At 52.4% G+C, this 16,211-nt stretch carries 16 protein-coding genes; 10 read left to right on the forward strand and 6 right to left on the reverse strand.

The window, feature by feature from the left end:
- The first annotated feature begins 149 nt into the window (after positions 1 to 149).
- The 3 genes from ribA (at position 150) to CRP01_RS27280 (ending at position 2,830) form a co-directional block, all read left to right on the forward strand.
- A complete protein-coding gene (ribA, locus tag CRP01_RS27270) occupies positions 150 to 788 on the forward strand; it encodes a GTP cyclohydrolase II (protein ID WP_233752770.1) in 639 nt (212 codons plus the stop codon).
- Positions 789 to 883: 95 nt separating this feature from the next.
- Positions 884 to 1,933: an NAD-dependent epimerase/dehydratase family protein gene (locus CRP01_RS27275; protein WP_099153228.1), complete on the forward strand. Its 1,050-nt coding sequence runs from the start codon at positions 884 to 886 to the stop codon at positions 1,931 to 1,933.
- A gap of 30 nt (positions 1,934 to 1,963) precedes the next feature.
- Complete coding sequence (locus tag CRP01_RS27280; RefSeq protein WP_099153229.1) at positions 1,964 to 2,830, forward strand: aldose 1-epimerase family protein; 867 nt, start codon at positions 1,964 to 1,966, stop codon at positions 2,828 to 2,830.
- A gap of 132 nt (positions 2,831 to 2,962) precedes the next feature.
- On the opposite strand, the gene gcvT is transcribed toward CRP01_RS27280, so the two are convergent.
- The 4 genes from gcvT to CRP01_RS27300 all read right to left on the reverse strand — a co-directional run bounded on the left by gcvT (position 2,963) and on the right by CRP01_RS27300 (position 9,196).
- The gene (gene gcvT, locus CRP01_RS27285; protein WP_099153230.1) at positions 2,963 to 4,072 is read right to left on the reverse strand and encodes a glycine cleavage system aminomethyltransferase GcvT; all 1,110 of its coding nucleotides are present in this window, start codon (positions 4,070 to 4,072) and stop codon (positions 2,963 to 2,965) included.
- Positions 4,073 to 4,156: 84 nt separating this feature from the next.
- Positions 4,157 to 6,166, reverse strand: a complete 2,010-nt coding sequence (locus tag CRP01_RS27290) for a peptidylprolyl isomerase (RefSeq protein WP_099153231.1) — start codon at positions 6,164 to 6,166, stop codon at positions 4,157 to 4,159.
- A 90-nt stretch (positions 6,167 to 6,256) separates the two neighbouring features.
- A complete protein-coding gene (locus CRP01_RS27295; RefSeq protein WP_099153232.1) occupies positions 6,257 to 6,595 on the reverse strand; it encodes a hypothetical protein in 339 nt (112 codons plus the stop codon).
- A 9-nt stretch (positions 6,596 to 6,604) separates the two neighbouring features.
- Positions 6,605 to 9,196: a transglycosylase domain-containing protein gene (locus tag CRP01_RS27300; RefSeq protein WP_143473552.1), complete on the reverse strand. Its 2,592-nt coding sequence runs from the start codon at positions 9,194 to 9,196 to the stop codon at positions 6,605 to 6,607.
- A 138-nt stretch (positions 9,197 to 9,334) separates the two neighbouring features.
- On the opposite strand from CRP01_RS27300, the gene CRP01_RS27305 reads away from it, so the two are divergent.
- Positions 9,335 to 9,652, forward strand: coding sequence for an ArsR/SmtB family transcription factor (locus tag CRP01_RS27305; RefSeq protein ID WP_099153292.1), 318 nt, complete (start codon positions 9,335 to 9,337; stop codon positions 9,650 to 9,652).
- 38 nt (positions 9,653 to 9,690) lie between these two features.
- A complete protein-coding gene (locus CRP01_RS27310; protein ID WP_099153234.1) occupies positions 9,691 to 10,080 on the forward strand; it encodes a DUF983 domain-containing protein in 390 nt (129 codons plus the stop codon).
- 405 nt (positions 10,081 to 10,485) lie between these two features.
- Here CRP01_RS27310 and CRP01_RS27315 read toward each other — a convergent pair whose 3' ends face one another.
- The gene (locus tag CRP01_RS27315; protein WP_099153235.1) at positions 10,486 to 11,274 is read right to left on the reverse strand and encodes an MBL fold metallo-hydrolase; all 789 of its coding nucleotides are present in this window, start codon (positions 11,272 to 11,274) and stop codon (positions 10,486 to 10,488) included.
- A gap of 95 nt (positions 11,275 to 11,369) precedes the next feature.
- Positions 11,370 to 11,609 (reverse strand): hypothetical protein, encoded by a 240-nt coding sequence (locus tag CRP01_RS27320; RefSeq protein WP_233752771.1) that lies wholly within the window; start codon positions 11,607 to 11,609, stop codon positions 11,370 to 11,372.
- A gap of 138 nt (positions 11,610 to 11,747) precedes the next feature.
- On the opposite strand from CRP01_RS27320, the gene CRP01_RS27325 reads away from it, so the two are divergent.
- From CRP01_RS27325 to CRP01_RS27345, 5 genes are all read left to right on the forward strand, one after another.
- A complete protein-coding gene (locus CRP01_RS27325) occupies positions 11,748 to 12,341 on the forward strand; it encodes an outer membrane beta-barrel protein (protein ID WP_143473553.1) in 594 nt (197 codons plus the stop codon).
- Between the two features lie 184 nt (positions 12,342 to 12,525).
- Entirely contained in the window at positions 12,526 to 13,029 is a 504-nt protein-coding gene (locus CRP01_RS27330; protein WP_099153238.1) for a hypothetical protein, read from the forward strand.
- 334 nt (positions 13,030 to 13,363) lie between these two features.
- The gene (locus CRP01_RS27335) at positions 13,364 to 13,663 is read left to right on the forward strand and encodes a bZIP transcription factor (protein WP_099153239.1); all 300 of its coding nucleotides are present in this window, start codon (positions 13,364 to 13,366) and stop codon (positions 13,661 to 13,663) included.
- A 97-nt stretch (positions 13,664 to 13,760) separates the two neighbouring features.
- Entirely contained in the window at positions 13,761 to 14,141 is a 381-nt protein-coding gene (locus CRP01_RS27340) for a phage holin family protein (protein ID WP_099153240.1), read from the forward strand.
- Between the two features lie 430 nt (positions 14,142 to 14,571).
- Positions 14,572 to 16,122 (forward strand): DUF6089 family protein, encoded by a 1,551-nt coding sequence (locus CRP01_RS27345; RefSeq protein WP_170110557.1) that lies wholly within the window; start codon positions 14,572 to 14,574, stop codon positions 16,120 to 16,122.
- The last annotated feature ends 89 nt before the right edge of the window (positions 16,123 to 16,211 follow it).

Genomic DNA, 16,211 nt, shown 5'->3' on the forward strand with positions numbered 1-16,211 from the left:
ACTTTTGGTATTGGTTTTTCTTGACGCTTAAATGAAGAGGAAAGTAAAAATCCATTGTACTTTTGCAACTTTAGCTACGCTAAAGGCATTCTTAATACGAAAGTCGGGAATATAAGCTCCGGCAAATTCTGGTAAAATTTTTCTTCCTGGTGAAGCCGATAGAAGCGATAAAAAATAATACGATCACGATCAAAAAGCAGGCGGAGGCACCGATCCCCACACCCTGGGGTTTATTCAATATGATTGCCTTTTCCGGCAAGTCCGATGACTGGATGCCCCATTTCGCATTGGTTCATGAGCATTTTGATCCGGATCACCCCGTGCTGACCCGGGTCCATTCCGAGTGTATTACCGGTGACCTCTTTGGCTCAGCGCGTTGTGAATGCGGTGAACAGTTGCACAAGTCCATGGAGTTGACCGCTCAGGCCGGCGGTATCGTATTATATTTAAGACAGGAAGGCCGTGGTATCGGCATCATCAATAAGCTAAAGGCCTACAATCTGCAGGATCTGGGGGACAATACCATTGAGGCGAATGAACACCTGCACCTGCCGATCGATGCGCGCAGCTACGATGTAGCCGTACAGATGCTGCAGACCATTGGGGTACGTCAGATCCGCCTGTTGACTAATAATCCGGCAAAGATCGAAGCCATTGAACATTCTCCCATTGAAATGCTGGAAATAGTACCGCTGATCATAGATCCGAAACCGGAAAATGTGGAATATCTGCGTACCAAAAAACGCGATATGGGCCATCTGATCAACTGGCCGGATAATAAAGAGTAGTTACCAAATACAAGGTATAATTGACTGACAAAAAGGTCGTTATCCCTCCGTGCCCCAACTGCTAAACTTTCCAACCTCCTAACCTACCAATAACGATGAGCAAGACAGTAAAGGATGCGCAGATTCTGGTCACCGGCGGCACCGGACTGGTAGGTTCTTATCTCATCCGTTATCTTTTGCAAAGTGGGTATACCCGAATTCGTGCGCTGTGTCGGCCGGATAGTAAATTTGATCTGCTGGACGGGCAGGAAGATCGGGTAGAATGGGTGGAGACCGACATTCTGGACATCATCGGGGTGGAAGAGGCCATGGCGGGTGTACAACAGGTCTACCATTGCGCCGCCCTGGTATCATTCGATAAGCGGGAAAAAGACCTGATGCTTCGTACCAACCGGGACGGAACGGCCAATATCGTCAATGCGGCCCTTTACGCCGGAGTGGAAAAACTGGTGCACGTCAGCTCCGTAGCCGCCATCGGTCGGGACAAAAAGACGACCTGGGTCGATGAAAAGACCAAATGGGCACGCAGCCCGGATAATACGCACTACGCGATCAGCAAATTTCAGGCGGAACAGGAAGTATGGCGGGGCCAGGCGGAAGGCCTGACCGTGGCGGTCGTTAATCCGGCCATCATCCTCGGTGCCGGCTATTGGGATAAAGGATCGTCGGAGTTTTTTAGTCTGGCCTGGAAGGAGTTCCCTTTTTACCCGATAGGCGAGAATGGCTTCGTGGACGTCAGGGACGTGGCCCGTTTCGCGCTTCGCCTGATGGAAAGCAAGGTGCAGGGAGAGCGATTCATTCTGAGTGGGACCAATCTGGCTTTCCGGGAAATGCAGGAGACCATGGCCCGGGCTATGGATCGCAAACCGCCCCGCTACCGATTCTCACCTTTTCTGGGCCGCTGGGCCGCCCGAATGGAGTGGTTGCGCAACAAACTTACCGGAAAAGAACCCCTGATCACCCGGGAAAACGTCAAGATGACCTCCCTGATCTACCATTACCGGAATGATAAGTCTCGCCGTATGTTTGATTTTGCGTATATCCCCTTCGAACGAACCATTGAGGAGACTTCGGATTTGTTTAGAAAGAACCAGGAAAACGGATCCGCTCCCCGAGTATTGCCGTTGGTCCCGGTCGACCAGTGACCCTTATTTTCAGAACACCATCATTACATTATGCAGCCAATACAAATCGAAAATCAACAATTCACCGCAACCATAGACCTGCACGGCGCCCAACTGGCCTCGCTGTTGCGTAAAGAAAGCTCAGAAGAATTCATCTGGCAGCGCGATCCCGCTTACTGGGCGGAATCAGCACCGATCTGTTTTCCGATCGTCGGTGACCTCAAGGACGGCACCTACCACTACGAGGGAAAAACCTACCGTATGAAAAAGCACGGGGTGGTGCGCTATGCCGATTTCAGCCTGAAAGACCGGCAAACCGATGCCTGTACCCTGTCAGTAAAAGCCGATGCGGACACGCTGGCGTCCTATCCTTTTCAATTTGCGCTGGAAATTAATTTCAGATTGACTGATGAGGGAATAGTAGTGGCTTACACCATTCGGAATGAAGGCAATAAGGATATGCCCACCGGTCTGGGTTACCATCCGGCTTTCAATATCGACATCGAAAATTTTGAGCACAGCGATTATGAGATCAAATTTTCCGAAAAGGAGACCCTGGACCTGTACTGGCTGCAGCAGGGCGTACTCGAACTGAAAACCGAAAAGTATCTGCAGAACGAGGATTCCATCACTCTGACGCCCCATATTTTTAACGATGATGCCCTGATCTTTAAGGATATTAAGTCTCAGAAAATCAGCCTGAACCGCAAGGGGACGGACTGGCAACTGGACATGTATACCGGCGGCGCGCCGCATCTCGGAATCTGGGCCAAACCGGCGGCGCCCTACGTTTGTATAGAACCCTGGTACACTTACCAGGATAGTGCAGATGTGAGTGGGGATCTTTTTGAAAAACCGGGAATGTTCGTCCTGAAACCGGGCGAAACCTTCGAAAGCCACTACGAGCTCCGGGTTTGATATAAAAGTACCGGAACTTACCGATCCAATCGTTTGGAGATAGCCCTAATACGGAGAAAGGGGATGCAAGCTGCATCCCCTTTCTCTATTTACCGGTATTCCGGATCTCTTCAAAGCCGTAAATAAACCGGACTAACTTTTCTCCACAAATGGAGGGCGTTGCACCACCGCCTTCAGGCGTTTCTTGCCGGCAACTACAGCAATCTCCGTTCCCGGCGCGGCAAATTCCTTTTGCACGTAACCCAACCCGATCGGAACATCCAAGGTGGGGGACTGCGTACCGGAAGTAACTTCGCCGATGGCATTGCCTTCCAGATCTTCTATGCCGTAGCCGTGGCGCGGTACCCGGCGGTCTTCCACCTTGAATCCAACCAGTTTTCGATCCACGCCTTCTTCCCGTTGCTTAATAAAGATATCCCGTGAATTAAATTCCCCTTTTTTGGTCTTGGTGATCCAACCGAGGCCGGCTTCAATGGGGGAGGTTTCATCAGTGATGTCGTTGCCGTACAGGCAGTAACCCATTTCGAGGCGAAGCGTATCGCGGGCCCCGAGTCCGATCGGCTGAATATCATAGGCTTTGCCGGCTTCGAAAACGGCGTCCCAGAGTACTTCCGCATTCTTGATGTCCACGTAGAGCTCAAAACCTCCGGAGCCGGTATAGCCCGTGGCGGAGATCAGTACATTATCGATACCGGCCATGGTACCTTTGGTGAAGGTATAATAAGCCAGCTCACTGAGATCGATATCGGTCAGCTTTTGTAGTACTTCATCGGCTTTGGGGCCCTGTACCGCCAGTAATGCCGTTTGATCGGAAATATTGATCAGGCGGGTATCGAAAGAATTGTGCTTACTGATCCAGTTCCAGTCCTTTTCAATGTTGGAAGCATTCACCACCAGCATGTAAGCCCGTTCGCCTTCGGCGCAGTTGTCTTCCGCCAGTCGGTAGACGAGCAGGTCATCCACAATGCCGCCATCGGTATTCGGCAGGCAGGAATACTGGGCCTGACCGATCTCGATCTTGGAGGCATCGTTGCTGGTAACCAGTTGAATGAGGTCCAGCGCTTCTTTTCCTTTGACAATGAATTCCCCCATGTGGGAAACATCAAAAACGCCAACATTAGTCCTCACGCAGTGGTGTTCGTCCTTAATGTTGCTGTAGGAAATGGGCATATTGTATCCCGCAAATTCTGCCATCCGAGCCCCCAGTGCCAGGTGCTTGTCGTTGAGTGGCGTATTCTTCATGGTTTATTCGGTTTACGGTACATTGGTACCTGCTAAAGCGCCCCGGGAAGTGACCGGAAAACGGATACGCAGGTGCCTTCTAAATCATTCAATGGTGATCCGGGTGATATCATCCCCGATCTGCAGGCGATGGACAATATCCATGCCTTCCGTTACGCGGCCAAAGATAGTATATTTCCCGTCCAGGTGAGGGGTAGGGGAGTGGGTAATGAAAAACTGACTGCCTTCCGTATCCTTTCCGGCGCTGGCCATCCCCAGGACACCTTCCTGATCGTAATACAGCTGGCTCAGTTCGGAGCGGATGGTGTAATCCGGTCCGCCGTAGCCGTCGCCGTTCGGGCAGCCACCCTGCACCACAAAGTTGGGTACTACCCGGTGCAGTTCCACCCCATTGTAGAAACCATCCCTGGCCAGTTGCACAAAGCTGGCAACAGTACCCGGCGCTTCGATGGGGAACAGCCGGAGCTTGATCGTTCCTTTGACGGTCTCCATGATCACATTGAGCCGGGTACTGTCCAGATCGTTGAAAACGGTCCAGTCGATCGGATGGTTGTATTCCACGGCCTGGGGATCGCCGGGCCGGCGTCCGCGCAGGAAGGCGATGGTCTCGGACAGGGTGCGGTAGGTTTCGATCTGACCGGGCAGCGGGATCTGACGCAGACTCCGCTGGAGCACACCGATACTGTCGGCCAGGATCGCCCGGAATTCCCGGGCCGGATTATTGAGCGCCGAGGCTGCCTCGGATACCATACCCGGATCACCACTGCGGATAGCGGCTACAAATGTACCGGCCAGTTCGCGGGTGACCCGGCGGCGGGACGCACCGAACAGTCTATCGAAACTATCCAGGCGGGCAATACCGTTCAGCGCCCGGATACCGGCGGTACGCACTGTAGCCGATGGATGCACCAGCGCTTCCCGTTGTACAAATTGATAATTCCAGCCGAACTCAGCCAGAGCCGAAAGGGCATCGGCTTTTTCGAAGGGGTCATTGGCCCCGACAAAACGCCGGCGCAGTTCGGAGTTCATGCTGTTACGGTAGTCTTGGTAGTAGACCGGCAGGTGGTGATTGGCGGCTTTGTAGAGTGTGGTCTGCACCGGCCAGGCCAGGGAATCCTTGGCCCAGCGCCAGTAGAGGGTCGCATCGTCGGCCTGTCCGTAATCCAGAAAATACTGGGCGGCCCGCTGGGCGACGTGCAGATTGGGATCCCGCAGCGCTACGGCGGGCATGGCCTTGGCCGCATCGTAATCGAAATTACCGAATGCCCGGAGGATATTGCACCGCACCCGGTAATCCGTATCGATACTCATTCTTTGTTGCAGATAACTCAGGGCTTCGGGCGTTTTGCATTTTCCGAGGCCGATGACGAGGGACATCCGGATATTGGGATTGGTCTCGGTGGAGATCGCCTCGATCAGACTGGTGGTGAAAGGCGCCAGTTCCAGATTGACGGCCCGGGCCAGATAATTGGCGGCGTAAATACGTACGGGTTCCGGATAGCGGCGGTTGGAGGCTAGGGCAACCATCCGGGCGGTACCCTCGGGCAGGACGATCTGGCGGAGGGCGAAGCGGTAAATTCCACGTACCTGTCCCAGTAGGAGTGCGGTATCCGTCGGAAGGTAGGTCGTCACGGTACTCAGGGCACGCAGGTTGTCGGCATTGCCGCATTTACCCACGGCTTCCAGAACGCTGCTGTTGAAGTAGTTGAAATAACCCGCGGTATCATTGGCTTCGAAGGCTCCGATCAGTTCATCCGCAGAGTTGGGGCTGCCGATCTGCCCGATAGCGTAGGCCGCCGCGGCCCGGACCGCTTCGATCGGATCTTCCAGCAGGTAGTATAAGCTGTCGAGGACCGAAGAGTCCTGAATGGAGGCCATTGCCATAGCCGACAGGTAGCGATAAGTGGGATTGGCCGCATCGAAATAAGTGAGCAGGCTATCGGTCGCACGCTGATCCTGCAGATCGTGGATCTGCTGAAAGAGGGAATCCTGCGTACTGAGATGGATCTCATCCATAGGGCCGGTTTCCGGCGGCAGGCAGCCGATCAACAGGAGCATCCCAAATATTGTACCGGGTACAACTAAGCGGTTCATGTATTAAACGTTTGGTACGTAGCGTAGTAAGCTGTGGTGATCAATCGGAAATTTTGGAGTTGTACAGTTATGGGATTATGCCTATGGGCTTCATACTTTCTGCCTCCGGTGTCGAATGAGAAAAACAAAAGCGACCGAAGACGATATCAACATCACGATCAGATGGAAAACCGGTATGCCGGAACGGTCCCTGATGGTGCTCCAGAGGGAAAGCAACAGGGCAATGATGAGCAAACCACTCAGCAGCGTCAGGATATTGGCCGTCAGCGGGTTGCCCGACCGGAACGGCGGCACGGTGATCACAAACAAGCCGCCAAAGGCTACCGGTATCAGCGCCGTTGAGGTCTCAGCCGTCGTCGATGCATAGGCCCAAAGGCCTATAACGATCAGAATGATACCGTTAAGCAGGTTGACGTGATGGGTTTTCAAAAGACTTTATTATTGCTGCTGGATCTGGATCGTATCCCGGGCGGTGCCGAACTCATCTCCGAACTGATCTTCGGAAAATTCGTCTTCAAATTCGTCCCCACCTTCGAGTGGTGGCAGATCACCGCTGTATTTTCCACAATCCAGCTCAATGCCGAGATCTCCCGGTGGTCGGTAGAAACGATCTTCAAAGTTGTAGCCGCTGGCCGGTTCTTCTTCCAGCCTCTTTAAAAAATTCTTGACGAGGGGTTTAGACATGAAAGAACCCTGCCCGTAGCCGATACTGCGGAAACTGATCCAGCGATCTTCCCCACCCGTCCAGGTGCCGACCACCAGGTTGGGCGTGATCCCCACGAACCAGCCGTCGGCGTAGTCGTTCGTGGTACCGGTCTTACCGCCGACATCACTCTTCAGGGAACCCTGCAGGGTGCCGGAGTAACGCAGCATTTCCACCATGACGTAATTGGAGTTCGGCGGCAGCGCCTGTTGCTCCGTGGCAAAGCTTTCGTATAGGATACGGCCATTTTTATCCTCGATACGAGTGATAAAGGTAGGCTTATTGAAAATTCCGTTATTGGCAAATGTGGTATAGGCACCGGTCAATTCCAGTACCGACATATCCGCTGCCCCGAGCGCAATGGAAGGTACGCGCGGCAGGCGGTAACGGCCGTTGGCGTATTTATCGTTCTTATCGATCCCCATGCGGTGTACCAGGTCCAGTACCGGATTCACACTACCCAGCTGTTTCATCAGGAAGGCGGATACCGTGTTCTTGGACTGGCGCAATCCTTCCTTCAGGGTCAGCAACTGGCCGGAATAGCTGTCGTGCGAGTTGCGGGGTGTCCAGGGTTCGTTCAGGAAGAATCCCTGATCCTGCGGCGTGATCGTGACCGGCAGATCGTACACCTGGAAGCAGGGCGAAAAGCCTTGCTGGAAAATGGCGGTGGCGTAAATGAAGGGTTTGAAGGTAGAACCTACCTGCCGGTTGATGTTAACGTGGTCAAACTGGAAATACTTGTGATCAATACCGCCGATCCAGACTTTAACGTGGCCGGTTTGCGGCTCTACGGCGACCATACCCGTCTGGAGGAACATCCGATGGTAGCGGATGGAATCCATCGGGCTCATCGTCGTGTCCTTCTCCATTTTATCGTTGTAGGCGAAGACGGTCATTTCGACGGGCTTTTTGAAAACGTCTTCGACCTCCGTCTGCAGTTTATCCCACTGGGTGGCCAGTTCCTGGAAATGCGGACTGTTCAGTACTTTCCGGTACTGAGCGGCCAGTTCCGTACTGATCATTTTTTGGGAGACCAGGCGGGTGATCGTTCCTTTTTTCCGGGATTCTTCCACGATGCGTTCCACTTCGCGGTCGTCATCGTGGAAAGTGAGGTCGAGTTCATCGTTGAGCTTGGCCAGTACGCCGGACAGGTGTTTGGTCCGCAGTGACTGGTAGCGATCGGAACTGCGCATCAGCCGGGTGAGCATCATCTGCCGGATCTCGACGGGCACCTCGGTCTCCGAGCCGCTGGAGTATTTCCAGGGGTCGTGCCACTTCCAGGTTTCCCAGAAGGCTTTTTGGACCACCGGCATACGCTTACGCATTTCCTCTTCCGCAATGCGCTGCATGACGGGATTGATGGTCGTATAGATACGGAGACCATCCTGATAGATATTGTATTTACTGCCGTCGGATTTCTGACGACCCGGCTGGGCCAGTAAATCCTTTACTTCTTTAGCGAGTTCCATCCGGAAATAGGGGGCCGGACCGTCAATGTGGGTCTGGCGGGTAAATTTGATGCCCAGGTCCGTCTGGCGCAGCGAGTCGTACTGCGCCGCCGTGATGAAACCGTTCTTCTCCATCTGTTTCAGTACGACCATCCGGCGGTGTTCTACCTTTTCCGGCCAGCGCAGCGGATCGTACAGGGAAGGGTTTTTCAGCATGCCGACCAGCGTGGCGGCCTGCGTGAGATTCAGGGAATCCTGATCTTCGTCAAAATAGATCTTGGCGGCCTGCTTGATCCCGAAAGCACCGTTGACGTACTCAAATTTATTGAGGTACATGGCAATGATCTCCTCCTTGGTGTATTTGCGCTCCAGCCGAATGGCAATGATCCATTCTTTCAGTTTCTGGAAGATCCGCTCTACTGTGGAGCTGGCACTTTTTTCGGTGAAAAGCAATTTGGCGAGCTGCTGGGTGATGGTACTGGCACCGCCCGCGCTGGACTGACCCATCAGGCCGGTTTTTACGATCGCCCGGGCCAGGGCTTCAAAATCGATGCCGGTATGTTCAAAATATCTTTCGTCCTCGGTAGCGATCAGGGCATTGACCAGATTCGGGGAAAGTTCATCGAAGGTGACCGGGATCCGGTTTTCCGTATAATAAGTGGCCATGATCGATCCGTCATCGGCGTAGATCAGGGAAGCCTCATTACTTCTGGGATTTTCCAACTCCTCAACGGAAGGAAGATCGGTGAAAGAAAGTACGATGAAAACCAGCACACCCAGGGCGATACCGGCAAAAACAGCCAGCCACAACCACTTGACGATCCGGACGAATTCCGGGCGCTGATTGTCTCCGAAGAGGAACTGATTGATCTTGTCCATAAGCTCGGTCAGGATTTTGAAGGTCAAAGATAACAATATTCTATGACCCACCGATGAAACTTTTTACCCCTTTAAACGCTTTTATTAAAGTATGGCCTGCCAGTTGGTTGGCCGGAAATGTATTATTATCTTTGTTTTATGGATATCAAAGCTGGAGTACTCAATAAGGACGAAGCCGAAAAACTGGAAAGGATTGCTTATATCCTCAAAACAGTTGCACACCCGTTGCGCCTGGGCATCGTACACTTATTAGAAAAATACCCCCGCCTTTCGGTTGGGGAGATCTGCGAAATGCTGGATAGCGAGCAATCGCTAACCTCTCACCATCTGCAAAATATGCGTTTAAAGGGATTACTCTCGGTAAAACGCGAAGGTCGCAGCATGTATTATTCACTGAAAGAAAGAGATGTTTCTCTGATCATTGAGTGTCTGGAGAACTGTCAGTGTAATATGTAGTATCCGGCTGGCGGCCGCCGGCCGCCCCAAATCAATCTATGAGCGCTTCCAAAGTACCTGGTAAAGCTTCGGCTATCCTGCAACTCACCTGTCCCCGCTGTCGACAGGGCAAGCTTTTCCATACACCCACCACTTCCTTTCGCCGTCCCTTCGATATGAAGGATCACTGTGAGGTCTGTGAACTGGACTTTATGCCAGAACCCGGCTTCTACTACGGTTCCATGTACGTCTCCTATATGTTTGTCGGTGGTTTCAGCCTGGTCTTTATCGCCGTTTTCCACTGGGTATTCGGCTGGAGTATGACCGCTTCTTTCGCGGCGCTGATCGCAATTGTAGCCATTTTTATGGTCTATATCTTCCGCCTTTCCCGTTCCTTCTGGTTGGGTGTACACGTCAAGTACCGGCCGGAAACCCGGAACGCCAAGTAAGTACGGCACCTTTCCCGGTTGCCGTTTCCCGAATTTATCCAAGCTCGACTTTAGCATTTTCAAGGATAGGATGCAGTGCTCTCGCAAAGGTGTAAGCTAATTTCAAAACACACTCTCTTAATCTCCAGGGCTATGCCCTTCTCCGATCTGATCTCAATTATATAGCTACAAATATTTCAGGGCTACGCCCTTACCCATGGCAGTGGCGTAGCTGCGAGAATATTTGTAGATCAGTAACGGATTTCACATCGAAGGGCGTAGCCCTGGCCATATATGAATCTGAAATGTCCGTTTTCCTATTCTATTTACTGGACACAATATAAAATCAGCTAAAGTCGAGCTAAGAGATTGTTTGACAAGCTCTCACTGGATTTTCTCCGGCAGCAGAGGTTTTTAAATAGTCTTTTAGGATTTACAGAACTGGATCTCCAGGCCGTCGTAAGCCAGGGCTACACCCTCCGGTAGTTCGGCGTTCACTATTTCGTGCAGGCCCATGCGGTGGCTCATGTGGGTCAGGTAAGCCTGTTGCGGTCGGATCTCGGCAATGAAGGCCAGCGCTTCTTTCAGATTCAAATGGGAATGGTGTTCGCTGTGGTGCAGGGCATTGACGACCAGCGTGTGTGTACCGACTATCTTCTGTTTTTCCTCCTCACCGATGGTTTTCATATCCGTGATATAGGTGAAATCGTCCACCCGGAAACCCAGTACCGGCATGCGCCCGTGGAGGACAGCGATTGGTTGGAAGGTCAGAGATCCGATGCTAAAGTCGTCCTTTTCCGAAATGGGAATGGGTTTCAGCATGGGCGCTCCGGGGTAGGGGTTGGCCGCAAAAACGTAGGCAAAGCGATTTTTCAATTCTTTGATCACCTGTTCGCTGGCGTAAACCGGCATATCCGCCTTATTCTTGAAATTGAAGGGCCGGACGTCGTCCATGCCGATGATGTGATCGTTGTGTTCGTGGGTCAGCACCACCGCATCCAGATGATCGGTCTCCGAACGCAGCATTTGTTGCCGAAAATCCGGACCGCAATCGATCACCACTTTGGTCGCTCCCTTAGTAAGCAGTACGGAAGTCCGCAGCCGGTTGTCGCGGGGATCAGCCGACCGGCATACCTCGCAATCGCATCCGATCACGGGTACTCCCTGGGAAGTACCGGTGCCTAAGAATGTTACGGTAAGTGGTGTAGCGCTCAAATTGTGGTGCTTGAATGATGCGGAATAGGTGATACTGGTAGTTAGGAATAAAACGAAACAATTTTCAACGGGCCAAAGTTTAGCCGGTTTTCGGACTACTCTTCCTCTTCGTCCTGGGCCGTACTTTGTTCGATCTTTTTGAGCAGTTTAACCGAAGCTTCGCTGAGTTTTTCTTCTTCGACCTCCAGATTTTGCAGAATATCGAGCAGGCAGTTCATCCGCCCCTCCACGTCGAAGAACTTATTGATGACGGCTATTTTTTTGTTTTCTACAATACAATACCCGGAGTTGAAGTTCCCCTTTTCGTAACGAACCGTATATTCTAGTTCATTCATCAGGGCCTCCAGTTTTTTGAGACTGTGTCTGGTATATTTTAACATGGATCCGGCTAACTATTATCTTTGTGGTAGTACCTTCCGGAAAGCGGTAACTTGGTGCCGGCTTTCGGAAGCCGCTACAAAAAAAGCAAAACTATGCAAAAAAGGAAGGTATTCCTCCTAATGTTCGCTCTATTGATCGGGAGTTTAACAAGCGCTACGGCCCAACGGTTCAGAGCGTCCCTGATCGGAGGTTTCAATATGGCCCAACTGGATGGAGACGATCTGAGCGGATTCAATAAGATCGGGCTGAACACCGGAGCCAAGGTGGCCGCCGTACTGAGCGACCGCTGGCAGCTCAGCCTGGAAATGCTCTTTTCCCAGCAGGGCAGCCACCGCACCCGCGACGATCTGTACTTTGGCCAGTACGATAACATCCGCCTGAATTTTGTGGAAACGCCCGTCATGATCAGTTTCAGGGACTGGAAATTCCACGTGAGCACCGGTTTTTCCTACGCCCGCCTGATCAGCTATAAGGCGGAATCCCCGATCGGGGAGGACCTGACGGATACGGAGACCTACCGCAACGATCTCTACTTCTGGGTAGTGGGCGCTACTTATTATTTCAATGATCGCTGGGGGCTCAACGTACGCTGGTCCCGGGCTCTGGTCGATCTGGAAACCCGGGAAGGAAAAACCCTGCTGGGTCGTAACCTGGGGATCCGGCTGATCTATGCACTACAGAAATGATCTTCCCGATGGATAGCTGGGTGGGGACGGATGTCGCATCCCGGTCCGGCACAAATTCTAAAACGAAATCCCGGCCACTTCTCGCGAATTACCTAAATTTACCGGATACACCTTATTTTCGGATCTGACGATTGCCGATCCCCGGCAGCGCGTGAAGCATCCGGAATTATCTAAGCATTTTACTATGACCCATTATTCAATCAAGGCACTGGCAGTACTGATCATCCTGTTGGTATCGGCCTGCGGCGGCAATACGAATGACGCCGGCGCCACTACCGCAGAAACACCCGCAAGCGAAACGCCGGCTCCGGCCGGAGAAAACCAGCAGACACTTACCTATCCTAGTCTGCCGATCGCCAAGATGCAGGAATTGTACGATTCGGTCGATTACATTGATTTCGTGTTCTACTACGCCAATTTCTCAATGAATCAGGCAAACGATTCGAGTATTAAAGCCACCCTGGCCCACGTATCGAACGAAGTGCCGACGGTGTATTCTTCCTGCCAGCCCATTGGGAGCCTCTTCTTTCAATCGCAGGGTAAGGAACTGATGCAGGCCGAACTGTATTTTTCGGATAAGTGTGTCTATTATATCTGGCTGGTAAATGGCCAGCGGACCTACGCCAACAAGATGACACCGGCCGGTTTCCAGTTCTACCAGCAGGTCTTTTCGCAGGGTGCGCAGTAAACCGGCCAGAGTGCTGACCGTTATAATGGGCTGTCTTTCCGGGCGTTTGCTTACTTCCGGCCGGGGTGCATAGTGGAACCGGCCGATTTTCGGATACGCCCCAGCGAACAGCTGCTTTATATAAAAACATTCCTAGGATCCATCGTACTTTTTTCTACACCGGTAGATAATATTGGGCGGGGCAGGGGGAAAAGGCTTAGTTTTGGAAAGACTGATTTAGTAAAAAGTATTAAAAACACAAGTTGCCCTTCGGCAGAACAGCGCTCCCTTCCGTCCGAATCTGCGCGCTTTTATAAAGAAGGCCTGCCAGGCAACTCAAATTAAAATAATTACCATGGCAAGAAGACTGAAATCCACCCCTTTCGCCCGCTTTTTGATCGCAATGCTATTTATCGTACCGCTGGCTTACATCGGTGCCTCCTATTATAACGGAGAGGATCCGATTGCTCTGATCAAGGATAAACTGGGGATAGAGGAAGGTAACCGTACAACGGTGGCCGAGGAGACGACTTATGACGACGAGACCTATGACTTTCGGCAGGAGATCGAGGACCTGAAAGACCGGATCGAAGAGTTGGAGCAGGAAAACGCAGACCTGAGAGATAAGGTCCGTCAGCTGGAAATGAAGCAGTAGCCGGGCGGCTCTAACCCAACTTCCATTTATCGTTTTGGGTTACAAAATGTGAGTCGCCGAATGACTCCAATGATTCCGTAACTAAAACCTTATAAATATGGATTTACCACTTTTACTTGATGGCATGATGCAGGCCAGCCTGGGTTCCTGGATCCTTCATATCCTGGTCAACGCCCTGGCGCTGATGGCTGCGGCCTATCTACTGAGCGGGGTAACCATTTCTGATTTTACCCGCGCCCTTATTCTGGCCGTGGTGCTGGCACTGCTGAACAGTACGTTGGGCGTGGTGCTGGATTTTATTTCCACGCCGATTCGCTGGTTGACCCTGGGGCTGTTCAGCATCGTTGTAGATGCCGTCGTTTTGAAAGTTGCCGATTACTTTATGAAAGGGTTTTCCATTAAGTCCTTTAGCTGGGCGCTGATCATGGCTGTGGTACTGGCAATATTCAATACGCTCTCCAACTGGATCTTTTTCTAAAGACTTCACCAAAATAACCGGAGATACCGGATAGCGTGAACAGGAGTTCTGGATTGGTAATACAGGAAACTGATCTACCGGTCGCAACTACCGGCTGCCGCCGGTGCTTTTTGAATTTAACCTTGGGTCACGATCCCGCCGTTCGCCGGATAATATTCCTGCTGCCAAGAGTGGCCGTTCACCGCCACCCTTGGCAGTGCCTTTTTGGCTCGTCCCCGAAGTCTACACGAATGAATTTGTCGGGAGATCAGTAAATTTTTCGAGTTTCCCCCCGCTGCGAAAGATCTTCGTTTCTCTCAGTATTTACGGGCGCATCCGGGTATTCCCTCCGCCGGGGGGATGATTTATCCGGCCGGGCTCAACACTTCGCTACCGCGAATAGATACAAAAGTCGTATCTTTCCGGTTCAATATGGGGGGACACGATGCATATGAACCGCTTAATTTTTTCCCTGTTTTTGCTTTTCTGTTGCTCACTCGGTGCTTTGGCCCAGGGGTCTCCATGGAAAATGGACTTCTACCTGGGAATAGCCAGCTATGCGGGTGATCTGGCAGACCATCCCTTCTATTCCGAAAACTGGAAGCCAAGTGTAGGCCTGGGCCTGCAGTACCGTCTCGGTGCTCCCCTGGCATTGAAGTCAGACTTTTATCACGGCCGCCTCAGTGGCAGTGATGAGTATTTTTCTACTTCCGACTGGCCGGACGGCGACCGGAGAGCCCGTTTCAACTCGGCTTTTACCCAATGGAATATTGCTTTGGAATACCATTTCCTGGAATCGGCAGCGCGGAATAGTCCCCGCCGACTGTCACCCTATCTGGCGCTTGGCGGCGGCTTACTGATCTATGAGCCGCGGATCAATTTCGGATTTACCCGTAATTCAGAACTGGAACAGGCCATTAGCGATGATATGGGAACCAATTACTCCAAGGTAGCGCTGAACGGTGACCTGACCGTCGGCCTGGATTACCGCATTTTTAAGGCCTGGTCCATTGGCCTGAGTATGAGTGTTCATCCCACCAATACCGATTATCTGGACGGCATGAGCTGGTCCGGCAATCCCAATAAAAATGACTGGTTTGCCAAGGGCGGACTGCGCCTCCAGCATCAGTTTAGTCACGAGCCCGATCGCGATCGGGATGGCGTTGCCGACAGCCGGGATGCCTGCCCCGATGTGGCCGGACTCCCGGGAATGCTGGGCTGCCCGGACTCCGACCGGGACGGATTGCACGACGGTGAAGACCTCTGCCCGAATGATCCGGGAGGGATCAATCTCCGGGGATGCCCGGATTCCGACGGGGACGGGATCGCAGATAAGGACGATCTATGTCCTTATGTCTACGGTCTGGTCCAGCGCGGCGGCTGCCCGATCGAAGATCGCGACGGCGATGGGATCGAGGACAGCAAAGACCTCTGCCCGAATTCCGCCGGGCCGCCCGAGCGCGAAGGCTGCCCGATCGTGGATACGGATCAGGATGGCATTCTGGACGAAGATGACCGCTGCCCCAGCGACTACGGTTTATCGATCTTTCAGGGATGCCCGGATACCGACGGCGACGGGATCGAGGATGGGCGGGATGCCTGTCCGACCCTGTTTGGCGTATACACCCACAATGGCTGCCCAGAAGTGATCTTCCCGGAAGAGGCGGCCGCCGAGATTAACCGGCAGGTATTGCTGTTTGATTCCGGGAGCGCCGATATTCCCCGTTTCCGGCTGCTGGATCAGGTAGTGGAGTTTATGCAGGAATATCCTACTTATAAGTTGACCATCAGCGGGTTTACGGATAGTGAAGGCAATTCCCAGGACAACCTTACCTTATCCAGGTCCCGGGCGCGGGCGTGTTTCCGTTACCTGGCCCAACAGGGCGTAGACGAAGCCCGGATGCGTTACCTGGGCATGGGGCAGAGTGATTCCGGACCGGATGATTTTTATCCGAAAGGCGAGGCGATGAATCGCCGGGTTGAGTTTTTTTTGTACCAATAGTTTAAAAAATAATCTTTTGATTGTAACTTTAGAGCAAGACCAGCGTAAAGGTCTTGAGATTGTCCAATTCCTCTGCTAAATTTTCCCCC

The organism is Flavilitoribacter nigricans DSM 23189 = NBRC 102662, from assembly GCF_002646595.1.
GTDB classification, from domain to species: domain Bacteria; phylum Bacteroidota; class Bacteroidia; order Chitinophagales; family Saprospiraceae; genus Flavilitoribacter; species Flavilitoribacter nigricans.

Coding starts and splice junctions, on each gene's coding strand:
- CRP01_RS27275 (WP_099153228.1), top strand. CDS start 884: ATGAGCAAGACAGTAAAGGATGCGCAGATTCTGGTCACCGGCGGCACC.
- CRP01_RS27280 (WP_099153229.1), top strand. CDS start 1,964: ATGCAGCCAATACAAATCGAAAATCAACAATTCACCGCAACCATAGAC.
- gcvT (WP_099153230.1), bottom strand. CDS start 4,072: ATGAAGAATACGCCACTCAACGACAAGCACCTGGCACTGGGGGCTCGG.
- CRP01_RS27290 (WP_099153231.1), bottom strand. CDS start 6,166: ATGAACCGCTTAGTTGTACCCGGTACAATATTTGGGATGCTCCTGTTG.
- CRP01_RS27300 (WP_143473552.1), bottom strand. CDS start 9,196: ATGGACAAGATCAATCAGTTCCTCTTCGGAGACAATCAGCGCCCGGAA.
- CRP01_RS27305 (WP_099153292.1), top strand. CDS start 9,335: ATGGATATCAAAGCTGGAGTACTCAATAAGGACGAAGCCGAAAAACTG.
- CRP01_RS27310 (WP_099153234.1), top strand. CDS start 9,691: ATGAGCGCTTCCAAAGTACCTGGTAAAGCTTCGGCTATCCTGCAACTC.
- CRP01_RS27320 (WP_233752771.1), bottom strand. CDS start 11,609: ATGAATGAACTAGAATATACGGTTCGTTACGAAAAGGGGAACTTCAAC.
- CRP01_RS27325 (WP_143473553.1), top strand. CDS start 11,748: ATGCAAAAAAGGAAGGTATTCCTCCTAATGTTCGCTCTATTGATCGGG.
- CRP01_RS27330 (WP_099153238.1), top strand. CDS start 12,526: ATGACCCATTATTCAATCAAGGCACTGGCAGTACTGATCATCCTGTTG.
- CRP01_RS27335 (WP_099153239.1), top strand. CDS start 13,364: ATGGCAAGAAGACTGAAATCCACCCCTTTCGCCCGCTTTTTGATCGCA.
- CRP01_RS27340 (WP_099153240.1), top strand. CDS start 13,761: ATGGATTTACCACTTTTACTTGATGGCATGATGCAGGCCAGCCTGGGT.
- CRP01_RS27345 (WP_170110557.1), top strand. CDS start 14,572: ATGAACCGCTTAATTTTTTCCCTGTTTTTGCTTTTCTGTTGCTCACTC.